This window comes from Amycolatopsis sp. NPDC045836 (assembly GCF_056431745.1).
The window spans coordinates 16,947-39,348 of the sequence record NZ_JBWKKF010000003.1 but is presented as its reverse complement, the minus strand read 5'-3'; the positions used below and the strand labels follow the sequence as shown (position 1 = coordinate 39,348).

Annotated in this window: 17 protein-coding genes; 11 read left to right on the top strand and 6 right to left on the bottom strand. The window is 71.6% G+C overall.

Annotation, left to right across the window (positions count from 1 at the left end; genetic code table 11):
* The 6 genes from AC07EG_RS05485 (at nucleotide 1) to AC07EG_RS05460 (ending at nucleotide 10,381) form a co-directional block, all read left to right on the top strand.
* Entirely contained in the window at nucleotides 1-216 is a 216-nt protein-coding gene (locus AC07EG_RS05485; protein WP_478251805.1) for an MbtH family protein, read from the top strand.
* 29 nt (nucleotides 217-245) lie between these two features.
* On the top strand, nucleotides 246-6,542 hold the full coding sequence (locus AC07EG_RS05480; RefSeq protein ID WP_478251804.1) for an amino acid adenylation domain-containing protein: 6,297 nt from the start codon (nucleotides 246-248) through the stop codon (nucleotides 6,540-6,542).
* Nucleotides 6,539-8,029: an MFS transporter gene (locus AC07EG_RS05475; protein ID WP_478251803.1), complete on the top strand. Its 1,491-nt coding sequence runs from the start codon at nucleotides 6,539-6,541 to the stop codon at nucleotides 8,027-8,029. The genes AC07EG_RS05480 and AC07EG_RS05475 overlap by 4 nt, the downstream gene beginning before the upstream one ends.
* On the top strand, nucleotides 8,026-8,853 hold the full coding sequence (locus AC07EG_RS05470) for an SDR family NAD(P)-dependent oxidoreductase (RefSeq protein ID WP_478251802.1): 828 nt from the start codon (nucleotides 8,026-8,028) through the stop codon (nucleotides 8,851-8,853). Before AC07EG_RS05475 ends, AC07EG_RS05470 begins: the two co-directional genes overlap by 4 nt.
* A 114-nt stretch (nucleotides 8,854-8,967) precedes the next feature.
* Entirely contained in the window at nucleotides 8,968-9,939 is a 972-nt protein-coding gene (locus AC07EG_RS05465) for a 3-oxoacyl-ACP synthase III family protein (protein ID WP_478251801.1), read from the top strand.
* 19 nt (nucleotides 9,940-9,958) lie between these two features.
* Nucleotides 9,959-10,381, top strand: a complete 423-nt coding sequence (locus AC07EG_RS05460; RefSeq protein WP_478251800.1) for a gamma-glutamylcyclotransferase family protein — start codon at nucleotides 9,959-9,961, stop codon at nucleotides 10,379-10,381.
* A 539-nt stretch (nucleotides 10,382-10,920) separates the two neighbouring features.
* On the opposite strand, the gene AC07EG_RS05455 is transcribed toward AC07EG_RS05460, so the two are convergent.
* The 3 genes from AC07EG_RS05455 to AC07EG_RS05445 are packed head-to-tail and all read right to left on the bottom strand — an operon-like array spanning nucleotide 10,921 to nucleotide 14,117.
* Nucleotides 10,921-11,772, bottom strand: a complete 852-nt coding sequence (locus AC07EG_RS05455; protein ID WP_478251799.1) for a fumarylacetoacetate hydrolase family protein — start codon at nucleotides 11,770-11,772, stop codon at nucleotides 10,921-10,923.
* The gene (locus tag AC07EG_RS05450) at nucleotides 11,769-12,656 is read right to left on the bottom strand and encodes a DODA-type extradiol aromatic ring-opening family dioxygenase (RefSeq protein WP_478251798.1); all 888 of its coding nucleotides are present in this window, start codon (nucleotides 12,654-12,656) and stop codon (nucleotides 11,769-11,771) included. The genes AC07EG_RS05455 and AC07EG_RS05450 overlap by 4 nt, the downstream gene beginning before the upstream one ends.
* A complete protein-coding gene (locus AC07EG_RS05445) occupies nucleotides 12,657-14,117 on the bottom strand; it encodes an aldehyde dehydrogenase (RefSeq protein ID WP_478251797.1) in 1,461 nt (486 codons plus the stop codon).
* A 243-nt stretch (nucleotides 14,118-14,360) separates the two neighbouring features.
* Here AC07EG_RS05445 and AC07EG_RS05440 point away from each other — a divergent pair, with 243 nt between their 5' ends.
* Genes AC07EG_RS05440 through AC07EG_RS05420 form a run of 5 tightly spaced genes read left to right on the top strand, consistent with a single transcriptional unit; the run spans nucleotide 14,361 to nucleotide 19,934 of the window.
* On the top strand, nucleotides 14,361-15,653 hold the full coding sequence (locus AC07EG_RS05440; protein WP_478251796.1) for a glutamine synthetase family protein: 1,293 nt from the start codon (nucleotides 14,361-14,363) through the stop codon (nucleotides 15,651-15,653).
* Between the two features lie 34 nt (nucleotides 15,654-15,687).
* The gene (locus AC07EG_RS05435; protein ID WP_478251795.1) at nucleotides 15,688-16,938 is read left to right on the top strand and encodes a cytochrome P450; all 1,251 of its coding nucleotides are present in this window, start codon (nucleotides 15,688-15,690) and stop codon (nucleotides 16,936-16,938) included.
* Between the two features lie 24 nt (nucleotides 16,939-16,962).
* The gene (locus AC07EG_RS05430; RefSeq protein WP_478251794.1) at nucleotides 16,963-18,333 is read left to right on the top strand and encodes a pyridoxal phosphate-dependent decarboxylase family protein; all 1,371 of its coding nucleotides are present in this window, start codon (nucleotides 16,963-16,965) and stop codon (nucleotides 18,331-18,333) included.
* Nucleotide 18,334: 1 nt separating this feature from the next.
* Nucleotides 18,335-19,543: a cytochrome P450 gene (locus AC07EG_RS05425; protein WP_478251793.1), complete on the top strand. Its 1,209-nt coding sequence runs from the start codon at nucleotides 18,335-18,337 to the stop codon at nucleotides 19,541-19,543.
* Between the two features lie 43 nt (nucleotides 19,544-19,586).
* The gene (locus AC07EG_RS05420) at nucleotides 19,587-19,934 is read left to right on the top strand and encodes a hypothetical protein (RefSeq protein ID WP_478251792.1); all 348 of its coding nucleotides are present in this window, start codon (nucleotides 19,587-19,589) and stop codon (nucleotides 19,932-19,934) included.
* A gap of 120 nt (nucleotides 19,935-20,054) precedes the next feature.
* Here AC07EG_RS05420 and AC07EG_RS05415 read toward each other — a convergent pair whose 3' ends face one another.
* Genes AC07EG_RS05415 through AC07EG_RS05405 form a run of 3 tightly spaced genes read right to left on the bottom strand, consistent with a single transcriptional unit; the run spans nucleotide 20,055 to nucleotide 22,388 of the window.
* Nucleotides 20,055-20,309 carry an acyl carrier protein gene (locus AC07EG_RS05415; RefSeq protein WP_478251791.1) on the bottom strand — a complete coding sequence of 85 codons (255 nt, stop codon included), beginning with the start codon at nucleotides 20,307-20,309 and terminating at the stop codon, nucleotides 20,055-20,057.
* A 16-nt stretch (nucleotides 20,310-20,325) separates the two neighbouring features.
* Nucleotides 20,326-21,186: a 3-hydroxyacyl-CoA dehydrogenase family protein gene (locus AC07EG_RS05410; protein WP_478251790.1), complete on the bottom strand. Its 861-nt coding sequence runs from the start codon at nucleotides 21,184-21,186 to the stop codon at nucleotides 20,326-20,328.
* On the bottom strand, nucleotides 21,186-22,388 hold the full coding sequence (locus AC07EG_RS05405) for a class-II aminoacyl-tRNA synthetase family protein (RefSeq protein ID WP_478251789.1): 1,203 nt from the start codon (nucleotides 22,386-22,388) through the stop codon (nucleotides 21,186-21,188). The genes AC07EG_RS05410 and AC07EG_RS05405 overlap by 1 nt, the downstream gene beginning before the upstream one ends.
* Nucleotides 22,389-22,402 lie beyond the last annotated feature (14 nt).

Below are 22,402 nucleotides of genomic sequence, written 5' to 3'. Positions count from 1 at the left end.
ATGGCTTTCGAGGACGACGACCGCACCACCGTCTACACCGTCGTGGTCAACGACGAGGAGCAGTACTCGATCTGGCCGCGCGAGCGCGACCTGCCCGCCGGCTGGCGCGACGCCGGTTACCACGGGCTCAAGGCCGAATGCCTCACCCACATCGAAGGCGTGTGGACCGACATGCGCCCGCTGAGCGTGCGCCGCCAGATGGACGGCGTGGCCTGAGCCCGAACCCGAGTGAGGAGTCCCCTGCGATGAACCTGTCCTTCGGTCAGGAACGCCTGTGGTTCACCCACCAGCTCGACGCCACCGGGCACGCGCAGAACGTGCCGGTGGCCGTCCGGGTCCGCGGTGAACTCGACGTCGCGGCGCTGACCAGGGCGTGGGCGCGTGTGGTGGCCAGGCACGAGGTGCTGCGCACGGTCGTCCGCGCCGACCACGGCGAACCGCGCCCCGCTCTGCTGGAGGTCGACGAGGTCGCCGCCGTCCGGGCGGGCGACCCGTCGCGGGCGGACGAGGAACTGCGGGCCGAGGCGGCGCACCGCTTCGACCTGGCCGCCGAGCCGCTGGTGCGGGTCACCGTGTGGCAGCTGGGGGAGTGCGATCACCTGATCGGTGTCGTGCTGCACCACCTGGTCTGCGACGCGTGGTCGCTGTCCCTGCTGTTCGAGGACTGGGCCCGCGCCTACCGCGGCGAGGAACTCCCGCCGCCACCGGCCGCCGGGTACGCGGATTTCGCGGCCGGGCAACGGGAGAACGACGCGTTCACGGCACAGCTGGAGTACTGGGCCGCGAATTTGGCCGGTGCTCCCGCGGACACCGGCCTGCGACCCGACCGGCCGCGCACCGGGGCACCGTCGTTCCGCGGTGCGCAACTGCGGTTCACCGTGCCCGGCGCGGCGGCCGGCCGGGTGAAGGACCTCGCGCGGGCCCAGCGGTGCACCCCGTTCATGGTGCTGCTGGCCGCCTTCCAGGCCGCGCTGGGTGCCCGGACCGGGGCCGGCGACGTGGTGACCGGCACGCCGATGGCCGCCCGCACCGATCCCGACTTCGAGCGGGTCGCGGGTTACTTCCTGAACACGCTGCCCATCCGGGTTTCCCTGGCCGGTGATCCGGACTTCCGCACCTTCCTCGGCCGCGTCCGCGAAGCCTGCTTCGGCGCGTACCGGCACCAGGACGTGCCGTTCGAGAAGCTGGTCGACCGGCTCCAGCCGGATCGCGCGCTCGGCGCGAACCCGTTCTTCCGCACCATGCTCGTGGTCCGGGACGAAGGCGCGGAACTGCCGTTGCCCGGAGCCGAGACCGAGGTCTCGTTCGTGCCGAACGGCACCGCCAAGCTCGACCTGACCCTCTACCTGTCCGAGCAGGACGGTGAGCTGGCCGGGGAACTCGAATACGACACCGATCTCTACGACGAGGACACCGTGCGTGCCTTCGCCGCGCACTTCGGCAGGCTGCTCGACGCGGTGACGGCCAACCCGGACGGCAAGCTGTCCGCGGTGCCGGTGCTCGACCCCGCCGAAACCCGCCGGGTGCTCGACTGGGGCACCGGCGAGCGGACCGATCCGGGCGACGCCTCGCTCACCGGGCGCTTCGCCGAGGTCGTGCGCCGCCAGCCCGGCGCCATCGCCGTGGTCTCCGGCGAAGAACGGCTCACCTACGCCGAACTGGACCGGCGCGCGGACCGCGTGGCGGGTGTACTGGCCGCCCGCGCGAGCGGCTCGGTGGTGGCCGTGGCGCTGCCGCGGTCGGCGGAGCTGATGGTCGCGCTCTGGGGCGTGCTGAAGGCGGGCTCGGCCTACCTGCCCGTGGATCCCGAACTCCCGGCCGAGCGGATCGCGGCCATGCTCGCCGACGCCGGCGCGACCACCGGACTGACCCTCGCCGAGCTCCGGGAAGACCTGCCCGGGGAAGGCTGGCTCGCGGTCGACGACCTGCCCGAGGACGCGGCCGCCGTGGGCGAACGCCGCGACCGGGCGCTGTACGTCATGTTCACCTCCGGCTCCACGGGACGGCCGAAGGGCGTGGTCGTCGAGGAACCCGGGGTGGTCAACCGCCTCGACTGGATGCAGCGCGCGTTCGAGCTGACCGAGGACGACGTCGTGCTGCAGAAGACGCCGATCGGCTTCGACGTGTCGGTGTGGGAGCTGTTCTGGCCGCTGATCACCGGTGCCCGGCTGGTGCTGGCCGAGCCCGGCGGGCACCGCGACCCCCGCTACCTGGCCGGGCTCATCCAGGACGAAGGCGTGTCGGTGCTGCACTTCGTGCCGTCGATGCTGGGCGTGTTCACCGAGGAGCCGTCGGCGGCGGGCTGCACGAGCGTGCGCGACATCGTGTGCAGTGGTGAGGTCCTGCCGGGTGCGCTGCGGGACCGGGTGGCCGAGGTGCTGCCGGGTGCCCGCCTGCACAACCTGTACGGGCCGACCGAAGCCTCGATCGACGTGACCTGGTGGCCGTGTGGCCGCGAGCGCGAACCCGACGTCCCGATCGGCTTCGCCGCGCCGAACACCCTGCTCTACGTCACCGACGCCTGGGGCCGCCTGCTCCCGCCGGGCGTCGACGGCGAACTGTGGATCGGCGGGGTGCAGGTCGCCCGCGGGTACGCCGGGCGACCGGACCTGACCGCCGAGCGGTTCGCGCCGGACCCCTTCGGGCCCGCCGGAGCGCGGGTGTACCGCACCGGCGACCGCTGCCGCTGGCGCGCCGACGGCAGCCTCGCCTACACCGGCCGCGGGGACCGGCAGGTGAAGATCCGCGGCCTGCGTGTCGAGCCCGGCGAGATCGAGGCGGTCCTGCGGGCCCACCCGTCGGTGCGGCAGGCCGTGGTGCTCGCCCGTGACGACGGCCGGGGTTCGCTGCGCCTGGACGCCTACGTGGTGCCCTCGGCCGTGGTCGACTCCGCCGGACTGCGTGCGTTCGCGCGGTCACGCCTGCCGGAACAACTGGTGCCCGCGACCTGGACGCCGGTGGAAACGGTGCCGGTCACGGCGAACGGCAAGCTCGACGTCTCGGCGCTGCCCGACCCCGAGCCGCCGGAGACGACCGCCGCGGCGGGGGCGGTGACCCCGCTCCAGGAGACCCTGTGCCGCATCTTCGCCGGGGTGCTCGGTGTGCCCGAGGTGGGCGTGCACGACGACTTCTTCGCGCTGGGCGGGCACTCCCTGCTGGCCACCAGGCTGGTCAGCCGGATCCGCCCGGTGCTCGGCGCGGACGTGCCGATCCGCGCGTTGTTCGAGGCGCCGACCGTCGCCGCGCTCGCGCCGCGCATCGCCGGGTACCGCACGGAGGAAACCGGGCTGACCGCCGTGCCACGCCCGGAGCGCGTGCCGCTGTCCTCGGCGCAGCGCCGGTTGTGGTTCCTGCACCACGCTTCCGGGCCCGGCGCGGCCTACCACATGCCGCTCGCCTTCCGGCTCCGCGGCGAACTGGACGCCGATGCGCTGGAGCAGGCGCTGGCCGATCTCGCCGAGCGACACGAAAGCCTGCGCACGGTCTTCCCGGAAACCGGCGGGGAACCGGAACAGCTCGTGCTCGCCGACGCCCGGACCCGGCTGCACACGGCCGAAGTCGACCCGGCCGACCTGACCACGGCACTGGAAACGGCCGCGCGCGAGGGTTTCGACCTGGCGGCCGAGCCGCCGTTGCGCGCCTACCTGTTCACCACCGCCCCCGGTGAGCACGCGTTGCTGCTGTCGCTGCACCACATCGCCGGGGACGGCTGGTCGCTGGCACCGCTGTGCCGTGACCTGGCCACCGCCTACCTCGCACGGCTGGGCGGCCGGGCGCCGGACTGGGCACCGCTGCCGGTGCAGTACGCCGACTACACGCTCTGGCTCGACCGCGACGCGGCGGCCGACGCCGAGATCGAGTACTGGCGCGAAAGGCTGGCGGGCGCGCCCGAGCAGCTGACCCTGCCGATGGCGCGGCAGCGGCCGGAACGGGCGAGCCAGCGCGGCCGGACCGTCGAGTTCACCCTGGACGCCGAACTGCACGCCGCGCTGGCCGAGGTGGCGCGACGGCACCGCTGCACCCTGTTCATGGTGCTGCACGCCGGGCTCGCCGCCCTGCTGACCCGGCTCGGCGCCGGTACCGACCTGCCGCTGGGCAGCCCGATCGCCGGCCGGACCGACGAGGTGCTCGACGAACTGGTCGGCTTCTTCGTCAACACGCTGGTGCTGCGCACCGACACCGCGGGGGACCCCACCTTCGCCGAACTGCTGGACCGCGTCCGCGAAACCGATCTGGCCGCCTACGAACACCAGCGGGTGCCGTTCGAGCGGCTGGTCGAGGAGCTGAACCCGGTGCGCTCGACCGGGCACCACCCGCTGTTCCAGATCATGTTCGTGCTGCAGAACGCGGGCAGCGCGGCGCTGTCGCTGGCCGGGGTGGACGGCGAACCGGTGACCGTGGCCACCGGCACCTCGCGGTTCGACCTGGTGTTCAGCCTGACCGAGCGGCCGGGCACCGGCGGGCTCGACGGTGACATCGAGTTCAGCACGGACCTGTTCGACGCCGAGGACATCGACCTGCTGGTCCGGCGCTGGCGGTGGCTGCTGCGCGCGCTGGCTGCCGACCCGGGGCAGCGCATCGGCACGCCCGACCTGCTGTCCGAGGACGAACGGCACCGGCTGCTCGTCGAGTTCAACGACGTGGGCCGAGAGGTGACCACGGCGAGCGTGGCCGAACTGTTCGAGGAACGGGCCGCCGCGCTGCCCGGGGCCACGGCACTGGTCCAGGACGACGCGTCGATGACCTTCGCCGAGCTCGAACGGACCGCGAACCGGTTCGCCCACCACCTGATCGAGCAGGGCATCGGCACCGAGGAGGTGGTGGCGCTGCTGCTGCCGCGATCCTTCGAACTGGTCGCCGGAATCCTCGGCGTGCTCAAGGCGGGCGCGGCCTACCTGCCCATCGACCCGGAGTACCCGGCCGACCGCGTCCGCTACATGATCGCCGACAGCACCCCCAGGCTGGTGCTGACCGCGCCCGGCCTGGAACACCTGGTGCCGGACGGTGCGCCGCGCCTGGTGGTGACCGGCACCGGAACGCTCGACGCCCTGTCCGCAACGGACACCGCGCCGACGGACGCGGACCGGGTGCGCCCGGCGCTGCCGGGCAATCCCGCCTACGTCATCTACACCTCGGGGTCCACCGGCAGGCCCAAGGGCGTGGTCATGCCGACCTCGGGCATCGTCAACGTGCTGGACTGGCACCGCGCCACCCTGCGTGGCGGGCCGGGCTGGCGGACCGCGCAGTTCACCGCGATCAGCTTCGACTTCTCGGTCCAGGAAACGCTGGTCACCCTGCTGATGGGCAAGGCGCTGGTGATCCCGGGGGAGCAGGTGCGCCGGGACCCGGACGAGCTGGTCCGCTGGATCGACCGGCACCGGGTGAACGAGCTGTTCGCGCCCCGGCTGGCGATCGAGGCGATGATCGAGGCCGCGACCGCGCAGGGCAGCGAGCTGGACTCGCTGACCGACGTGCTCCAGGGCGGTGAGGCGTTCATGGTCACCGACGCGATCCGGGAGTTCTTCCTGGCCCACCCCGATCGCCGGGCGTACAACTTCTACGGCCCCACCGAAACCCACGCCGCCACCGCGCACCTGCTCGACCCGGCGCCGGGCAGCTGGCCGCACCGCGTCCCGATCGGGCGGGGGCTGGGCAACATGCGTATGTACGTGCTCGACGCCGGGTTGCGGCTGACCCCCCCCGGGGTGCCCGGTGAGCTGTTCATCGCCGGACCGCAGGTCGCGCGCGGGTACTCCGGCAGGCCGTCGCTGACCGGCGACCGGTTCGTGCCCGACCCGTTCGGCCCGCCCGGCACGCGGATGTACCGCAGCGGCGACCTGGTGCGCTGGACTCCGGACGGTTTCCTGGAATACCTCGACCGCATCGACGACCAGGTCAAGATCCGCGGGTTCCGGGTGGAACTGGGCGAGATCCAGGCCGCGCTCACCGCGCACCCCGAGGTCGGCGAGGCGGCGGTCACCGTGCACACCGACGAGGGCGGGAGCAGGCTGGCCGGGTTCGTGGTGCCCAGGAACGGCGCGGTCGACCTGCCCGCGGTCCGCGCCTTCCTCGGCGACCGGCTGCCGGAGTACATGGTGCCCGCGGTGCTCACCGAGGTGCCGGGCCTGCCGCGCACCCCGAGCGGCAAGCTCGACCGCCGCGCGCTGCCGGTGCCCGATCGCGCCCGTCCCGGCGGGGACAGCGGGTACGTCGAGCCGCGTGACCGGCTGGAGCGGATCGTCAGCGGGGTGTGGGGCGAACTGCTCGGCATCGAACGCGTGGGCGTGCGCGACAACTTCTTCGACCTCGGCGGGCATTCGGTGGTGCTGCTGAAACTGCAGAGCAGGCTCAGCGCGGCCACCGGGGTCCGGCTCGGCGTGGTGGAACTGTTCCGGCACACCACGGTCACCGCGCAGGCGCGGGCCATCGCGGCAGCCGGCCGGGAAACCGCGCCCGCCGAGCCCGAGCGGACGGCTGCCGAGCTGGGCGCCCGGGCGGCGGCGGGGCGTGCCCGGCTGGCGCGGCGCCGGAGCCGGGCGTGAGCACGGCCGGGCCCCGGCGCTGGTGGGTGCTGTTCGCCCTGTGCCTGACGCTGTTCATGACCGTGCTGGACAACACGGTGGTCAACGTCGCGATCCCGTCGATCATCGAGCAGCTCGGCGCGACCACCGCGGACATCCAGTGGATGGTGAACGCCTACACCGTCGCGGTCGGTTCGCTGGCCGTGGCGGCGGGCGGGATCGCCGACCGCATCGGCTACCGGGCGATGTGGCTGATCGGGCTGGCGTTGTTCGGCGGGTTCTCCGTGCTCGCGGTCAGCGCCACCGCACCGGCGCAGCTGATCGTGGCCAGGGCCGGTATGGGGGTCGGCGGCGCGTGTGTCCTCCCGGCCACGCTCGCCGTGCTGACCCGGGTGTTCCCGGCGGAGGAACGGCCGCGCGCGATCGGCATCTGGACCGCGGTGGCCGCGGGCGGGCAGGCACTCGGGCCGCTGGTCGGCGGGGTGCTGCTGGTCCGGTTCCCGTGGCAGGCGGTGTTCGCGCTCAACATCCCGATCGCGGTGCTGTGCCTGGTCTTCGCCCGGTCCTGGGTGCCGGAGTTCCGCGGGCCGGGCGGGCGGCGGCCGGACGTGGCCGGCGCGCTGCTCTCGGCCGCGGCCATGGTCGGCATCGGCTGGGCCATCATCGCCGCGCCGGGCCGGGGCTGGTCAGCACCCGAAGTGCTGGCGGCACTGGTGCTCGGGGTGCTCCTGCTGCTGGCCTTCGTCCGCCACGAGCTGCGCACGCGCGAGCCGATGCTGGACATGGCGTTGTTCCGGGTGCCGGCGTTCCGGCTCTCGGTGGTCACCAGCCTGCTCGCCGCCTTCGGCCTGGCCGGGTCGATCTTCCTGCTCACCCAGCACCTGCAGCTCGACTTCGGCTACTCGCCGCTGGACGCCGGGGTGCGCACGCTGCCGATGGCCGCCGGGCTCCTGGTCTGCGGCAGCCTGGTCAGCGCCCGCGTCGGCGCCCGGCTCGGGGCCGCACGCGGGATCACCACCGGAATGGCGCTGGCCGCCGCCGGACTGGCCACCATCGCGCTGGTGCCCTCGTCGGCGGGCTATCCGGCACTGGCGCCCGGACTGCTCGCCGCGGGCTGCGGGCTCGGCATCGCCGGGCCGCTGGTGGCGAACGCGCTGCTCGGCTCGGTGCCGCCGGAACAGACCGGGGCGGCCTCGGGGGTGCAGGGCATGTTGCACGAAACCGGGGCGTCCCTCGGGGTGGCGGTGCTCGGCGCGGTGAGCGCGGCGCTGTTCACCTGGCGCCTGCCCGGCGATCTCGAAGCGGGATCGCTGGCCGAGGCGCTCGGCCGCGCGGAGTCCGGCGGCCAGGCCGAGCACGCGCGCTCGGCCTTCGCCGGGGCGATCTCGGCGGCTCAGCTCACCGGGGCCGGGCTGGTCCTGCTCTGCGGGGTGGTGGCCTGGTTCCTGCCCCGGACCGAACCGGCCGTGACGGCCGGGCGAACGACGAACACCGGAGGACAGCAGTGAGCACACCACTGGCGGGCAGGACCGCGATCGTTTCGGGGTCCAGCCGGGGCATCGGGCGCGGGGTCGCCGAACGGCTGGCGGCCGAAGGCGCCGCGGTCGTGGTCAACGGCATGGACAAGCGCGCGGTGGACGACACCGTGGCCGCGATCACCGAGGCGGGCGGCGCCGCGGTGGCGTGCGTCGGCGACGTCACCGCGGACGGCTTCCCCGAGCACTTCGTGCAGACCGCCGTCCGCGAGTTCGGCTCGTTGGACATCGTGGTGAACAACGCCGGGTTCCCGTGGGACAACGTGATCCAGAAAACCACCGACGAGCAGTGGGACACCGTGCTCGACACACACCTGAAAGCGCCGTTCCGCATTCTGCGCGCCGCCCAGCCGGTGCTGCGGGGGCAGGTCCGCGAGGACGAGGAAAAGGGGCGCCGGGTGCACCGGAAAGTGGTGAACGTTTCCTCGATCGCCGGGGTTTTCGGCAACGTCGGGCAGGCCGGGTACGCCTCGGCGAAGGCGGGCATCATCGGGCTGACCAAAACCCTGGCCAAGGAATGGGGCCGCTACCGCGTCAACGTGAACTCGGTGGCGTTCGGGCTGATCGACACCCGGCTGATCCGCGCGGTCGGCGAAAACGGCACGATCACCGTCGGCGAACGGGAAATACCCATCGGCATCAACGAGGAGGTGCTCGAGCGGATCCGGTCGACGGTGCCGCTGGGCCGGTTCGGCACGGTGGCCGAGGCGGCCGGTTCGATCTACCTGTTCTGCGGTCCCGATTCCGATTACGTCACCGGGGAGGTGCTGACCTGCGGGGGCGGGGTCACCATTTGAAACACCGGGTTCTTGTTGTCGCTTCGGTATTCCTTGAACGGCCTGTTCCCGGACGGTAAATTCCGGGATGAATCGGCCTTTTCCCCGCTTTGCCGCGTCAGAAGGAGCTTTGTCATGTCCACAGGAATTCTCGGCGCCGCCGGTTACCTGCCGCCCCGGGTGGTCGGCAACGACCAGGTGGGTGCCTGGGTCGGGCAGGAGCCGGGCTGGATCCTCGAACGCACCGGGGTCGTCGAGCGGCACTACGCCGCCGACGACGTGTCCACTTCGGACATGGCGTGCCTCGCGGTGGAGAAGCTGTACGAGGGCTGCGAGGAGAAGCGGGCCAGCGTCGGCGCGGTCATCCTGGGCACCAGCACGCCGGACCACAACTTCCCGTCCACCGCGGCGATCGTGCAGGGCCGGATGGGGCTGGGCCGGGCGTTCGCGTTCGACCTGAGCGCCGCCTGCTCCGGGTACGTGTTCTCGTTCGTGATGGCGCACTCCCTGCTGTGTGCCGACCCGTCGCTGGACGAGGTGCTGGTCATCGGGTCCGACACCATTTCGAAGGTGCTCTACAAGCCGGACCGCAAGACGGTCACCGTGTTCGGTGACGGCGCGGCCGCCACCCGCGTCGGCCGGGTGCCGGACGGTTACGGCCTGCTCGCGCACTCCCTGATCACCGACGGGTGCAACGCCGACTTCGTCGGCCAGCCCGCCGGTGGCAGCCGCCGCCCGCTCGACGCGGAGACGGTGGACTCGCGTGAGCGGTACATGGTGATGAACGGGCGCCCGGTGCGCGAGTACTTCGAGGACGTGGTGCCGAAGCTGGTGCACGAGGTGGCCGAGCAGGCCGGGGTCTCGCTGGACCAGATCGACCACTTCGTCTTCCACCAGGCCAACCCGCAGATGCTGGCCGACTGCATCGAGACGATGGGGCTGGACCCGGCGAAGTGCCCGGTGCCCGGGGTCTACAGCGGGAACACCGGCTCGGCGTCGATCCCGCTGGTGCTGAGCCAGCTGGAGGCCGAGCGGGGTGACCTGGTGATGATGGCGGCGATCGGGTCCGGGATGACCGCCGGCGCGGCCGTGCTGCGCTGGTACTGAGTGGAGGGTGGTGGTCGCGGTGGAACGGCTTCCGGTTTTCGTGTACGGGACCCTGCGCAGCGGGCAGCGCAACCACGGGCTGATCGCGGAGCGGGTGGCCGAGCGGTTCCCGGCCAGGGTCAGCGGGCTGGGCTTGTTCGGGGATCGGATCCCGTTCGCGCTGGAACGCCCGGGGCAGCAGGTGATCGGTGAGCTGATGGTGCTCACCGAGGCCGGCTACGAGGCGGCGATGGCCGACCTGGACCGGCTGGAGCGGTACCACCCCGACCGTCCCGGGGACTGCCTGTACACCCGGGTGACGCGGCCGGTTGCCTACCTCGCGGCGAACGGGGAGTGGGCGGAGGTGCCCGCCTGGCTGTACCTGACGGGGCAGGCGGCGGCGGGGCGGTACGACGAGAACGTGCCGATCCTGGGTGGGGATTGGGTGGCGGTTCAGGTGTGATTCTTCGCTGGGGGCCCCCGGTTTTTTATTGTGACTACGGCGAAGGCCCCGATGTCAAGGCGGGAAGATGCCTTGACATCGGGGCCTTCGCCGTGTTCTTGGCTGTGGACCGGGGATGGGGGAGGGCTGGGTGGGCGGGTGGTTGCGTTGGGTGCCCGGCTTCCGGTGGGTGGGTGTGTGGGGGTGGGTGTCTGGTTTGTGGTGGGTGTGTGGGGGAGGTGTTGGGTGCTCGGCTTTCGGTGGGTGTGTGGGTGGGTGTTGAGGTGCCTGGCTTGCGATGGGTGCTTGGCTTCTGGTGGGTGTCCGGGGGTGGGTGGTTGTGCTGGGGTGCCCGGCTTCCGGTGGGTGGCTGGGGGTGTTGAGGTGCCTGGCTGCTGGGGTGCCTGGGTGGTGGTGAGGTGTCTGGTTTGTGGTGGGTGCCTGGGATTGGGGCGCCTGGCTTGGGCGGTGGGTGTCCGGGGGTGGGGTTGGGCCCCGGCTCCCTGCGGGTGCCGGGGTGGTGGGCCCGGGAGGGACACGGAAGGGCCGCGTGCCTCGGGTCAGGCGGGGTGCGGGGGGCGGATGCCGCGGAATTCCCAGTCGCCGCCCTGGGCGGTGGAGAGGACTTGTTCGGATTCGGTGGGCTGGGCACCGATCGGGCCGGTGACCGGGACCGGCCCGGTGACCACGGTGTTCCGCAGGACGCCCAGGCCGTCCGCCGAGATTTCGACGGTGTCGCCCGGCTGGATCGGGCGCGAGTTCGCCGGGGTGCCGGTCAGCAGCACGTCCCCGGGGTGCAGGGTGATCAGCCGGGCGATGTCCGCCACCAGGTAGTGCGCGTCCCAGGTCATCTCGTCCGTGGTGCCTTCCTGGACCACCTCGCCGTTCACCCGCGTCCGCAGCCACCGGCCGCGTGGGTCCCAGCCCTCGACCAGGCCCGGGCCCAGCGGGCACAGCGTGTCCGCGCCCTTGACCCGCAGCATCGAGCCTTCGTCGGTGTCGCGGAAGTCGTGCAGGCCCAGGTCGTTGGCCAGCGTGTAACCCCGGATGTACGCCGGGGCCTCGTCCACGCCGATGTTGCGGGCGGTCCGGCCGATGACCACGGCGATCTCACCCTCGTAGTTCAGCCACCTGCACCCCTCCGGCCGGACCACGTGGCCGTTGTGCCCGGTCAGGGTGGACACCGGCTTGTGGAAGTAGGTCGGCGCCGAGCGCGGTTTCGCGCGGAACTCCTCGAACCGGCTCCGGTGGTTGAGGTGCACGGCGATGATCTTGCTCGGCGTGACCGGCGGGAGGTGGATGGCGGTCTCGGCGGCCACCGTGCGGCCGTCCGGGGCCAGCAGGGTGTCGCCGTCGCGGCGGACTTCGGTGGGGGTGCCGTCCAGCAGGATTCGTCGGTACTCGGTGGTCATCGGGTTGCTCCTGTCCATCCGCCGGCCGGCCGGTCGAACCACAGGTGGACCTGACCGGTGCCGATCGCGTTCTCGTATTCGCTGTACCGCCGCGCGGGGGCGGTGCAGTCCTGTTCGCCGAGCGCACCGGCCAGCATCAGGTAGTGCGCGAACCCGGCTTCCGGCTTGAACCGGAGGAAGTCCGGCATGGTGGCCAGCACCTTCGCGTGGTCACCGGACTCGAGCCAGTCGATGCGCTCGGCGTCGGCGACCACCGCCTCCGGGCTGTGGATGTGCTCGGGGCCCGCCGCCTCGTGGTCCCGCAGCTCGCGCAGTGCGTGGAAGCGGTGGCTGAGCGCGCCCGAGGCGATCAGCAGTACCCGGCGATCGGTGGCCGCGACGGCGTCGGCGAGGGCGCGGCCCAGGCGGAGGTGGTCTTCGGCGTCGCCGGTTTGGCAGACGCCGATGCTGAGCCAGCGCTTCCCGGGAACCCCCAGATACACCCACAGGTTCAAGGTGGCATAGGAAACCGGCAGGTGGGGGTCGTCGATCGGGGTGATCCAGGTGCCGTGGGCACCGGCGCGGGCGGCCAGGGCGTGCGCCAGTTCCGGGTCGCCGGGGTAGTCGTACGGGATCCGGCTCATGCCGCGCGGGAGCTCGTCCGAAGTGAACAGCCCGGCCCGGCGGGCGTGCGAGGCGACCACGAACTCCACCGTGGTCGCCCAGTGCGAGTCGAAGACCACGACGGTGTCGTAGTCGGCGGTGTCGAAGACCTCCGAGCGCAGCCGGTGCAGTCCGGTGGCCAGGGTGGACTCGTTGCCGTGGTTCAGTTCCCGCCGCACCGGTTCCGGCAGCATGATCGTCGGCACGTGGGACAGCAGCCCGCCGCCGGCTATCTCACCCATCTACATCCATCCCTTCGGGCTGGTCACGGTGTTCTTGACGTCGCAGAAGAAGTCGAAGCTCCAGGTGCCGCCCTCCCGGCCGATCCCGGAGCGGCGGGCACCGCCGAACGGTGCGCGCAGGTCGCGCACGAAGAAGCAGTTCACCCAGACCGTGCCCGCGGTCAGCGCGGCGGACACCCGTTCCGCCCTGGCCGGGTCGCCGGTGACGACGGTGGCCGCCAGCCCGAAGCGCGTGTTCCCGGCGAGCGCGACGCCCTCCTCCTCGGAAGTGAACTCCTCCAGCGTCAGCACCGGTCCGAACACCTCTTCGCGCAGGATCTCCGCCTCCGCGGGCGCGTCGGCGAGCAGCGTGGGCCGGTAGTAGTTGCCGCCGAGATCGGTGTTCGGGCCACCGCCTTCGAGCACCCGGGCGCCTTCGGCCACCGCCCGCCGGACGAAACCGTCGACGCGCTCGACGTGGTCGGGGTGGATGTTCGGGCCGAGGTCGGTCTCGGGCAGCCGGGGATCACCCTGGCGCAGGCCGCGGATGGCGGCCCGCAGGCGCGCGGTGAACTCCGCCGCGACGGTGGCCTGGACCAGGATCCGGGTGGCGGCCAGGCAGACCTGGCCCGCGTTGTCGAACTGCCCGGCCGCCAGGTCGACCGCGAGGTCGAGGTCGGCGTCGTCGAAGACCAGCAGCGGTGACTTGCCGCCCAGTTCCATCGACACCGGTGTGAGGTGGTCGGCGGCGGCCACCGAGATGCGCCGGGCGGTCGCCTCGGAGCCGGTGAAGCTGATCCGCCGGACGTCCGGGTGCGCGCACAGCGGCGCGCCGGCCTCCGGGCCGAGCCCCTGCACCACGTTGAACACCCCGTCGGGCAGTCCGGCACCGGCGGTGATGTCGGCCAGCAGGGACGCGGTCATCGGCGACCACTCCGCCGGCTTGAGCACCACGGTGTTGCCCGCGGCCAGCGCGGGGGCGATCTTCCACGACGCCAGCATCAGCGGCGCGTTCCACGGGGTGATCAGCGCGCAGACCCCGGCGGGGTCCCACGACACGCGGTTGCGGTGCCCCCGGGTGTCGAAGTCGGGGTGGCCCAGCTCGCCGGTGAGCCAGTCGGCGAAGAAGCGGAAGTTGTGCGCCACCCTCGGCATCACGCCGAGCAGGTGCGAGCGCAACAGGGCACCGTTGTCCTCGGTTTCGACCGCGGCGAGTTCCGGCGTGCGGCGCTCCACCTCGTCGGCGATCCGGTGCAGCACTTCGGCCCGCCGCGCCGGATCGGTGCGGCGCCACTGCTCGAACGCGGTGGCCGCGGCCCGCACGGCACCGTCCACTTCGGCCGCGCCACCACGCGCGAACTCCCCGAGCGGGCGCCCGTCGATCGGCGACCAGGAGGTGAAGCGCTCGGTGGATTCGACCCGTTTCCCGCCGATCCAGTGCCCGGTGCCGACCGGGGTTCCGGAAACCGTCGTAACCGGCATGTGGCTCCCTCGAACGAATTCTGCGTGGACAGCGGTGACGTTATCCGCGTGCTGCCGCTGCGGCAATCAACTGCACCGGAGCCAATGGCCATCCGAGACAACCGGTCGCCAATGGAGACGGTTTTCCCGTGGCTAGGCGTCTTCTGGCTCGCTACGCTGAACCGAGATCGCGGACGACGCGCCGGCCACCGTGGCCATTCCTGTCTCTGCCCCACCATTTTCCCGGAAAGGCGATGGTTCATCGTGGAGAACGCCGGAACGGTGCGGATCCAGTATCCCGACCTGATCGGCACCGAACGCGGCCGCGATCTGCCGTCGGAGGTATTCGGTTCCCTTTCCGGCGGACTGCACTTCTGCCGCGCGGTCTACTACACCACCACCCAGGGCGGCACGCTCGACGGTGAGCACTCGCTGTCCGACGGCCTGCCGGACGTGGTGTTCCAGCCGGACCGCTCGACGCTGGCCCCGATGCCGTGGGAACCCGGTTACCAGTCCTGCCTCGGCGACGTGCTCGACCCGGCGACCGGACTGGCGATCGGGGAGTGCCCGCGCGGAGCGGTGAAGGCGGCGGTCCAGCGGCTCGCCGGGCTCGGCAGCCGCGCGGTGATCGGGCCGGAACTGGAGTTCTTCGTGCTGTCCGGCCAGGATGGTGGCTGGACCCGCTACGGGGATTCCCCGGGCAACGTCTACCGCGTCGGGCACCGCGGTGACCCGGACGGGCTGGCCCCGGCACTGCTGACCGTGCTGCGTGCGGCCGAGCTGGACGTCACCGCGGTCAACCACGAGTTCGCCGCCGGGCAGTTCGAGGTCAACCTCGGCCACTCGGCCGCGCTGGACGCCGCCGACCGCGCCTTCCGGTTCAAGCACGCGGTGCGCGAGTTCGTCGCCCAGCGCGGGCTGACCGCGACCTTCGTCGGCAAGCCGTTCAACGAGGAGGGCGGGTCGGGTTTCCACCTGCACCTGTCCCTGATCGACGAGCACGGCCACAACCAGTTCGCCGCCGCCGGCGCGCCCGCCGGGCTGTCGGCCACCGCGCGGCACGCCGTCGGCGGCCTCCTCCGCCACGCCCCGGCGCTGTGCGCGCTGCTGGCGCCCACGGTGAACGCCTACCGCAGGCTCGGGCCGGACACGCTGGCGCCCGCGCTGGCCGACTGGGGGATGGACAACCGCTCCACCATGGTGCGGGTGCCGCCCGAGCGCGGCGCCGCCACCCGGCTGGAGGTGCGCCTCGGTGACGCCGCGGCGAGCCCGTACCTGGCCGTGGCCGGGGTGCTGGCCGCGGTGGCGCTGGGCATCGAGGGCCGCGTGGAACCACCCGACCCGACCAGCGGCTACGGCTACGACGGCACCCGCGCGCCCGCGCTGCCGGAAACGCTCGACGCCGCGCTGGACGCGCTGGTGGCCGACGACGAGTTCGCCGACGCGGTCGGCAAGGACCTGGTGGCCGCCTTCGAGCGGGTCAAGCGCGACGAGACGGCCCGCTTCCGGCGCTGGGTGACCGACTGGGAACTGCGTGAGTACCTGCCGCACCTGTGACGCACTCCCGAGACCGAGCTGACGAGGATTCCCGATGCGCCTGGACGAAGTCGACCTGTCCGATGTGGACCGTTTCCTGGAGCCAGCGGCCCCGTGGCGGATGTTCGACGTCCTGCGCGAGCAGAGCCCGGTGCACTGGCAGCCCGAAGCGGCGCCGAACAGCGGGTTCTGGGCGGTCACCCGCTACCACGACCTGGTCGCGGTCAACCGCGACCCGGCCACCTTCACCTCCGAGCAGTTCACCAACCTGGAGGAGGTCACCGATCCGGCGCTGCGGGACCGGCGGCGTTCGCTGATGGAGACCGACGGTGAGCGGCACCGCGCCATGCGCCTGCTGCTCAGCCGTGAGTTCAGCCCGAAGCTGGTCTCGCGGTACGCGGTGTTCCTGCGCGGGCTGACCGCCTCCACGCTGGACAACGCGCTGGCCGCGGATTCGTTCGACCTGGTCGCCGAGATCGCCGCCGAGCTGCCGATCATGGTGCTGGCCCGGCTGATGCTGGACGTGCCCGCCGAGGACACCGGCAGGCTGATCGCCTGGGGCAACCGGATCATCGGCAACAACGACCCGGACTGCGCCGACGTGCTGCTGGAGAGCGAGGACAGCGAGCGCTACAAGCACGTCCCGTTCCGCAGCCCGGCCGCGCTGGAGATCTTCGAGTACGGCCGGGAGCTGGCCGAGAAACGCCGTGGCGGGACCGGCACCGACCTGGTCAGCAGGCTGGTGAACACCGTGCCCCGCGACGGGGTCCCGCTCACCCCGACCGATTTCGACAACTACTTCCTGCTGCTGGTGGTCGCGGGCAACGAGACCACCCGGCACGCCATCTCGGCCGCGGTGCACGCGCTCGCGGAGCACCCGGCGCAGTGGTGGCGGCTCAAGGCGGACCCGTCGCTGTTGGACACCGCGGTGGAGGAGTTCCTGCGCTGGTCGTCGCCGGTCTACCACTTCCGCCGGACCGCCACCCGGGACACCGAGATCAGCGGGCAGCGCGTGCGCGAGGGCGACAAGGTGGTGCTGTGGTTCGCCTCCGGCAACCGCGACGAGGCCGCCTTCGAGAAGCCGTACGAATTCGACGTGGGGCGCCGGCCCAACGAGCACCTGACCTTCGGGCTCGGCGGTCCCCACTTCTGCCTCGGCGCCGCACTGGCCCGCCTCGAACTGCGAATCCTGTTCGAGGAGTTGCTGGCCAGGGTGGAGCAGATCCAGCTCGCGGGCCCGGTGACCCGGCTGCGGTCCAACTTCGTCAACGGGATCAAGACGCTGCCGGTGACCGTCACCAGGTGAAAGCTCGTCGAAAGGCTGGACACGGTGGATCTTCCCTACTGGATCGGGCGTGCGGTCGAAGGGCACGGGCAGTGGACGTCGACCTTCGCGCCGTACGCGCGGCACCCCTCGCTGGAGATCAGCGACGACCGCTTCAGCACGGTGTTCGAGAACTACGAGAAGCTGCTGCACGGCAACTACCCGTTCTTCCACCCCCGCTACATCGGGCAGATGCTCAAGCCACCGCACGAGGCCGCGGTGGTCGCCTACCTCAGCGCGATGCTGATCAACCCGAACAACCACTCCTCCGACGGCGGCCCGGTCACCGACCGGATGGAGCGCGAGGTGATCGACCAGCTCGCCACCATGTTCGGTTTCGACAGCCACCTCGGGCACCTCACCTCGAGCGGCACGATGGCGAACCTGGAGGCCCTCTACGTCGCCCGCTGCCTGCACCCGGACCGGGGCGTGGCCTACAGCTCGGCCAGCCACTACACGCACGAGCGGATGACCCGGCTGCTGGGCATGGACTCCCACGCGGTGCCCGCCGACCGGTACGGCCGGATGGACCTCGACGCGCTGGAGGACCTGCTGCGCACCGGGCGGGTGGGCACGGTCGTGTTCACCCTCGGCACCACCGGTGTCGGCGCCATCGACCCGCTGGCCGAAGCGATGGACCTGCGTGAGCGGTACGACGTGCGGTTCCACGTCGACGCCGCGTACGGCGGGTTCTACTCGGTGCTCGCGGGTACGCACGGGCTGGACCCGGCGCCGTGGGCGGCGATCCGCGCCTGCGACTCGGTGGTGGTGGACCCGCACAAGCAGGGCCTGCAACCCTACGGCTGCGGTTCGGTGATCTTCGCCGATCCCGCGGTGGCGAAGTTCTACGTGCACGACTCGCCGTACACCTACTTCACCCCGGCGGACCTGCACCTCGGCGAGATCAGCCTGGAGTGTTCGCGGGCCGGCGCCGCGGCCGCCGCGCTGTGGTTCACCTTCCAGCTGCTGCCGCCGACCGCGGACGGCCTCGGTGAGGTGCTCGCGGCCAACCGGCGGGCCGCGCTGCGCCTGGCCGGGTTGATGGCGGACTCGGACCGGCTGCAACTGCACCAGGAACCCGATCTGGACATCGTCACCTACTTCCCCCGGATGGCCGGGGCGTCGCTGTCCGGGATCGACCGCGAGTGCGCGGCGATGCTGGAGGTGGGCATGCACGACGGCGCCGACCCGGTGTTCCTCAGCCTGATGCGGATCGAACGCGACGCCTTCACCGAACTGCACCCGGCGGTGCGGCCGGACGCGAAGGCCACGCGGATCCTGCGCAGCGTGCTGATGAAACCCGAGTCCGAGACCTATGTGGACGAACTGCACCAGCGCCTGGAACGGCTGAGCGCGAGTCAGTGGAAAGAGGGCTGAGATGACCGAAACCACAGCGGCCGCCACGCACCCGGGGCCGCCACCGCCGCTGACCGACGGCGGCGCGGCACAACTGGAGTGGCTGCGGCGGATGCGGGCCGAGGAACCGGTGCACCGCGACGAGCACGGGGTGTTCCACATCGTCCGGTACGACGACGTGCGGCGGGTGGCCAGTGATCCCGGGGTGTTCTCCTCCGGGCTCAACCGCGATGTGCTCGGCGCGGAGGACATCACCCGCGGCAACCCGGCGTGGACCGACCCGCCCGACCACCGCAGGCTGCGCGCGCTGGTCGGCCAGGCGTTCACCCGGACCAGCGTGCGTGAGTACGAGCGGCGCACCTACCAGCTGGGCAACGCACTGCTCGACGAACTCGACGGCCAGGACCGGTTCGACCTGGTGGAGAAGTTCGTCTGGCCGCTGCCCGCGATGCTGATCGCCGAACTGCTGGGGGTACCGGTCTCGGACCGCCAGCTGTTCCTGAGCTACGCGGACAAGCTCGCTTCGCTGCAGGTCGGCGATCCGACCGACGACGAAGAGGGGTACGGCGGCAAGATGAGCCGGGTCACCGGCGAGATCCGCGGTTACCTGACCGAGCAGTACCGGAGCAGGCTCGCCACCCCCGGCGACGACCTGATCAGCAAGCTCGCCGCGGCCGAGGACGACGGCAGCAGGCTGGACGAGGACGAGGTCGTCAACATCTGCCTGGCCCTGCTGTTCGTCGGGCACTTCAGCACCAACGGGCTGATCGGCAACATGCTGCTCTGCCTGGACGAGCACCCCGGGGTGGCGGCCCGCCTGCGCGCCGACCGGAGCCTGATCCCGGCCGCGGTCGAGGAAGTGCTGCGGTACCGGCCCTCCGGCACCCGGTTCATGCGGGTGACCAGCCAGGACACCGAGGTGGCCGGCACCCCGATCCCGGCGCGGTCGCTGGTGATGCTGTGGTTCTCCTCGGCCAACCGCGACGAGCGGCGCTTCGACCGGCCCGACGAGTTCGACATCGGCCGCACGCCCAACGGGCACATCAGTTTCGGGCACGGCATCCACTTCTGCGTGGGCGCCCCGCTGTCCCGAATGGAGGCGGCGGTCTCGGCGAACCTGCTGTTCGACCGCTTCGCCGACCTCCGCATCGAAAGCGGCGACCCGCTGCCCTTCTACGAGCAGGGCATGTGGGCGCCGCGGCGGATCCCGGTGGCGGTGCGCCGGGCGTGACCGGGGCGCGGAGGCGACCCTGAGACCCAAGGAGAGGAACGAAATGGCCGAGACCGAAGAGAAGAAGACCGAAGAAGGCAACTTCATCAAGAACTACATCAACGACATCCTCGGCAGCACCAAGGACCTGGTCGAGCGGGACAAGAACACCATCTTCCTGTACCTGGCCAGCATCGTGCGCAGCACCGAGGGCGTCATCGACCGCGTGCTGCGGGAGGTGGAGTACGCCGAGAACGACATCTGGGGTTCGATCAAGGCGCCGGTCAGCAGCGGGGACAACACCGCGCACATCAACGAGCTGACCGAGCTGAAGGCCTCGCTCGACGACCTCAACGCCAAGATCGACAAGCTTTCGTCGGCCAAGCTCTACACCGACCGCGACGACAGCTGAGAGCGGCTCCACCGATCAGGGCCCCGATCCCGCGCCGGGATCGGGGCCCTTCGCCGCGCTGCTGCCCGGCCAAGGAAAAGCCCCCGCTCCCAGCGGGAGCGGGGGCCTCGCACGACGAACTCAGCCGACCGGGGCGCTGTTCTTCTCGATGAAGGCGGCGATGTCCCCGATGGACCGGAAGTTGTCCAGGGTGAGGTCTCCGCCGCGCACCGCGATGCCGAACTCCTTCTCCAGCCAGACCACGATCTGCACGGCGAACAGCGAGTTCAGGTGCCCGCCGGTGAACAGGTCCTCGTCGTCGGGCAGGGTCTTGCCGCCGAGGTGCGCGGTGATGTACTCGCGCACCGTGGCCAGGTGGTTCTCGCGGTTTTCCATGGGTGGCACCTTTCGCTCAGGGGTATGCGTAGAAGCCGCGGCCGCTCTTCACCCCGTGCAGGCCGGCGTCGACCAGCCGGGTCAGCAGCGGGCACGGCCGGTACTTGCTGTCCCGCAGGCTGTCGTGGATCACCTCCAGCGACAGCAGGACGGTGTCGAGGCCGATCAGGTCGGCGGTGGCCAGCGGCCCCATCCGGTGCCCGAAGCAGTCCTTGAACAACCGGTCGATGTCGGCGGCCGAATCGGCGACGCCCTCGTGCAGCAGGAAGATCGCCTCGTTGACGGTCAGCATCATCACCCGGTTGGTGACGAAGCCCGCCGCGTCGTTGACCACGATGCTGTCGCGGCCGGTCTCGCGGAACAGCGCCTGGGTGCGTGCCACCGTCTCGGGGGAGGTGTGCGTCCCGCGGATCACCTCGACCAGCGGCTTGAGCGGCGCGGGGTTCATGATGTGCGTGCCGATCACCCGGTCGGGCCGCTCGGTGCGCCCGGCCAGCCGGGTGATCGAGATGGCCGAGGTGTTCACGCCGATCACGCAGTGCGGCGGGCAGATCGAGTCCAGCTGCGGGTACAGCGCCTCTTTGACCTCCCGCTTCTCGGTGACGTTCTCCACCACGAAGTCGCTGTTCTTCAGGTCGTGCGGATTGGTGGAGAACACGATGCGGCCGGTCACCTCCGCCGGGTCCAGCCGCGGCAGGGAGGCGTCGACCAGCGGGTAGCCCGCGACGTTCTGCTCGATCAGCTCACGGGACCTGGTCAGCGCCGCCTCGGCGGTGTCGACCAGCACCACCTGGTGCCCGGCCGCGGCGAACAGGTGCGCCACCCCGGTGCCCATCGTGCCCGCACCGACCACCCCGATGTGCTCTTTGCCAGCCATCACAGCCTCACCCTCGGATTCGTCTCGATTCGCACGTCCACCGGCCACCCGGCCGGGTCCAAGCCGTGGCGGCACAGGAACGCGTAGGTGAACCGCTCCAGGCCGATGCCCGCGCAGCCGGTGAGCACCGGGCCGGGACCGCCGTCGTGCGGCCGGATGCCGAACGACCGGCCGAAGAAGTCGTCGTGGAAGTTGAACGAGGCCGCGGCGAGGGTCCGGTCCGGTCCGATCGGCAGCCGCAGTTCGTACTTGAGTTCCAGCATCCGCTGCGACCACGCCCGCTGCGGGGACTCGACGCTGCCGAAGAACGGGTCGTTGGCGACCTCGCAGTGCCCGCCCAGTCCCAGTTCCGCGGCGAACGCGGTGGTCAGCTCCAGCATGCGGCGGCGCTGGTCGAGCACCCGCTCCCGCGTGCCGAGGAAGACGATCTCGCGGATGGTGAAGTCCCACAGGCGTTCCAGCGAGCGCCAGTACCGCGACTCGTGCCGGAAGGACTTGCCACGCGCGGTGATCACCAGGCCGGGGCCGGGCAGCGCCTGGTCCTGCAGGTGCCGGTAGGTGTGGTAGCACATGGTCGGCGGCAGGCAGTGCGAGGTGTCGCCGCAGTAGTCCAGCAGGCCGGGCAGCTCACCGGCGCCCGCCTGGACGTCGCCGAGGAAGCCGCGGTAGTTGTCCGCGTCCGCGTGCAGCCGGGTGACCAGCATCAGGAAGTGCGGGAACGAGGTGAAGTACCCGCACCGGCGCATCGTCTCGGTCGCGATCAGCGTCGGGTACCGGTACTGCCGCGCGCCGAACTCGGCGGTGACCAGGTCCGTCAGCCGCCGGTCGAAGTACTCCAGCAGCGCGGTGACGGTCGGCCCGAGGGCGAACTGCCCCGGCCCCAGGTGGACGAGTTCCCCCGAGGCGAGCAGTTCCTCGGCGACGTCGTGCACCCCACCGGCGTGCGGCGAGGTCCAGACGACCCGCGGCGGCCCGGCGCGCTGGGGGCGGACCTCCTCGTCGGCCATCCGGTTGACCTTGGCCGCCAGCTCGGCGGCATCGGCGGGCCCCTCGGTGCTGAGCACCACCTCGGTGAGGTCGCCACCGTGCCCGGGTAGTTCGAAGTCCACTATGGACTCGGACAGGAAGTAGATGCGCTGCGCCAGTTCACCGGCCAGTTCGGCGGGGAGCGGTTCGGTCAGCGCGATGCGGTGTTCGGCCATGGGTGCCTCCTCGG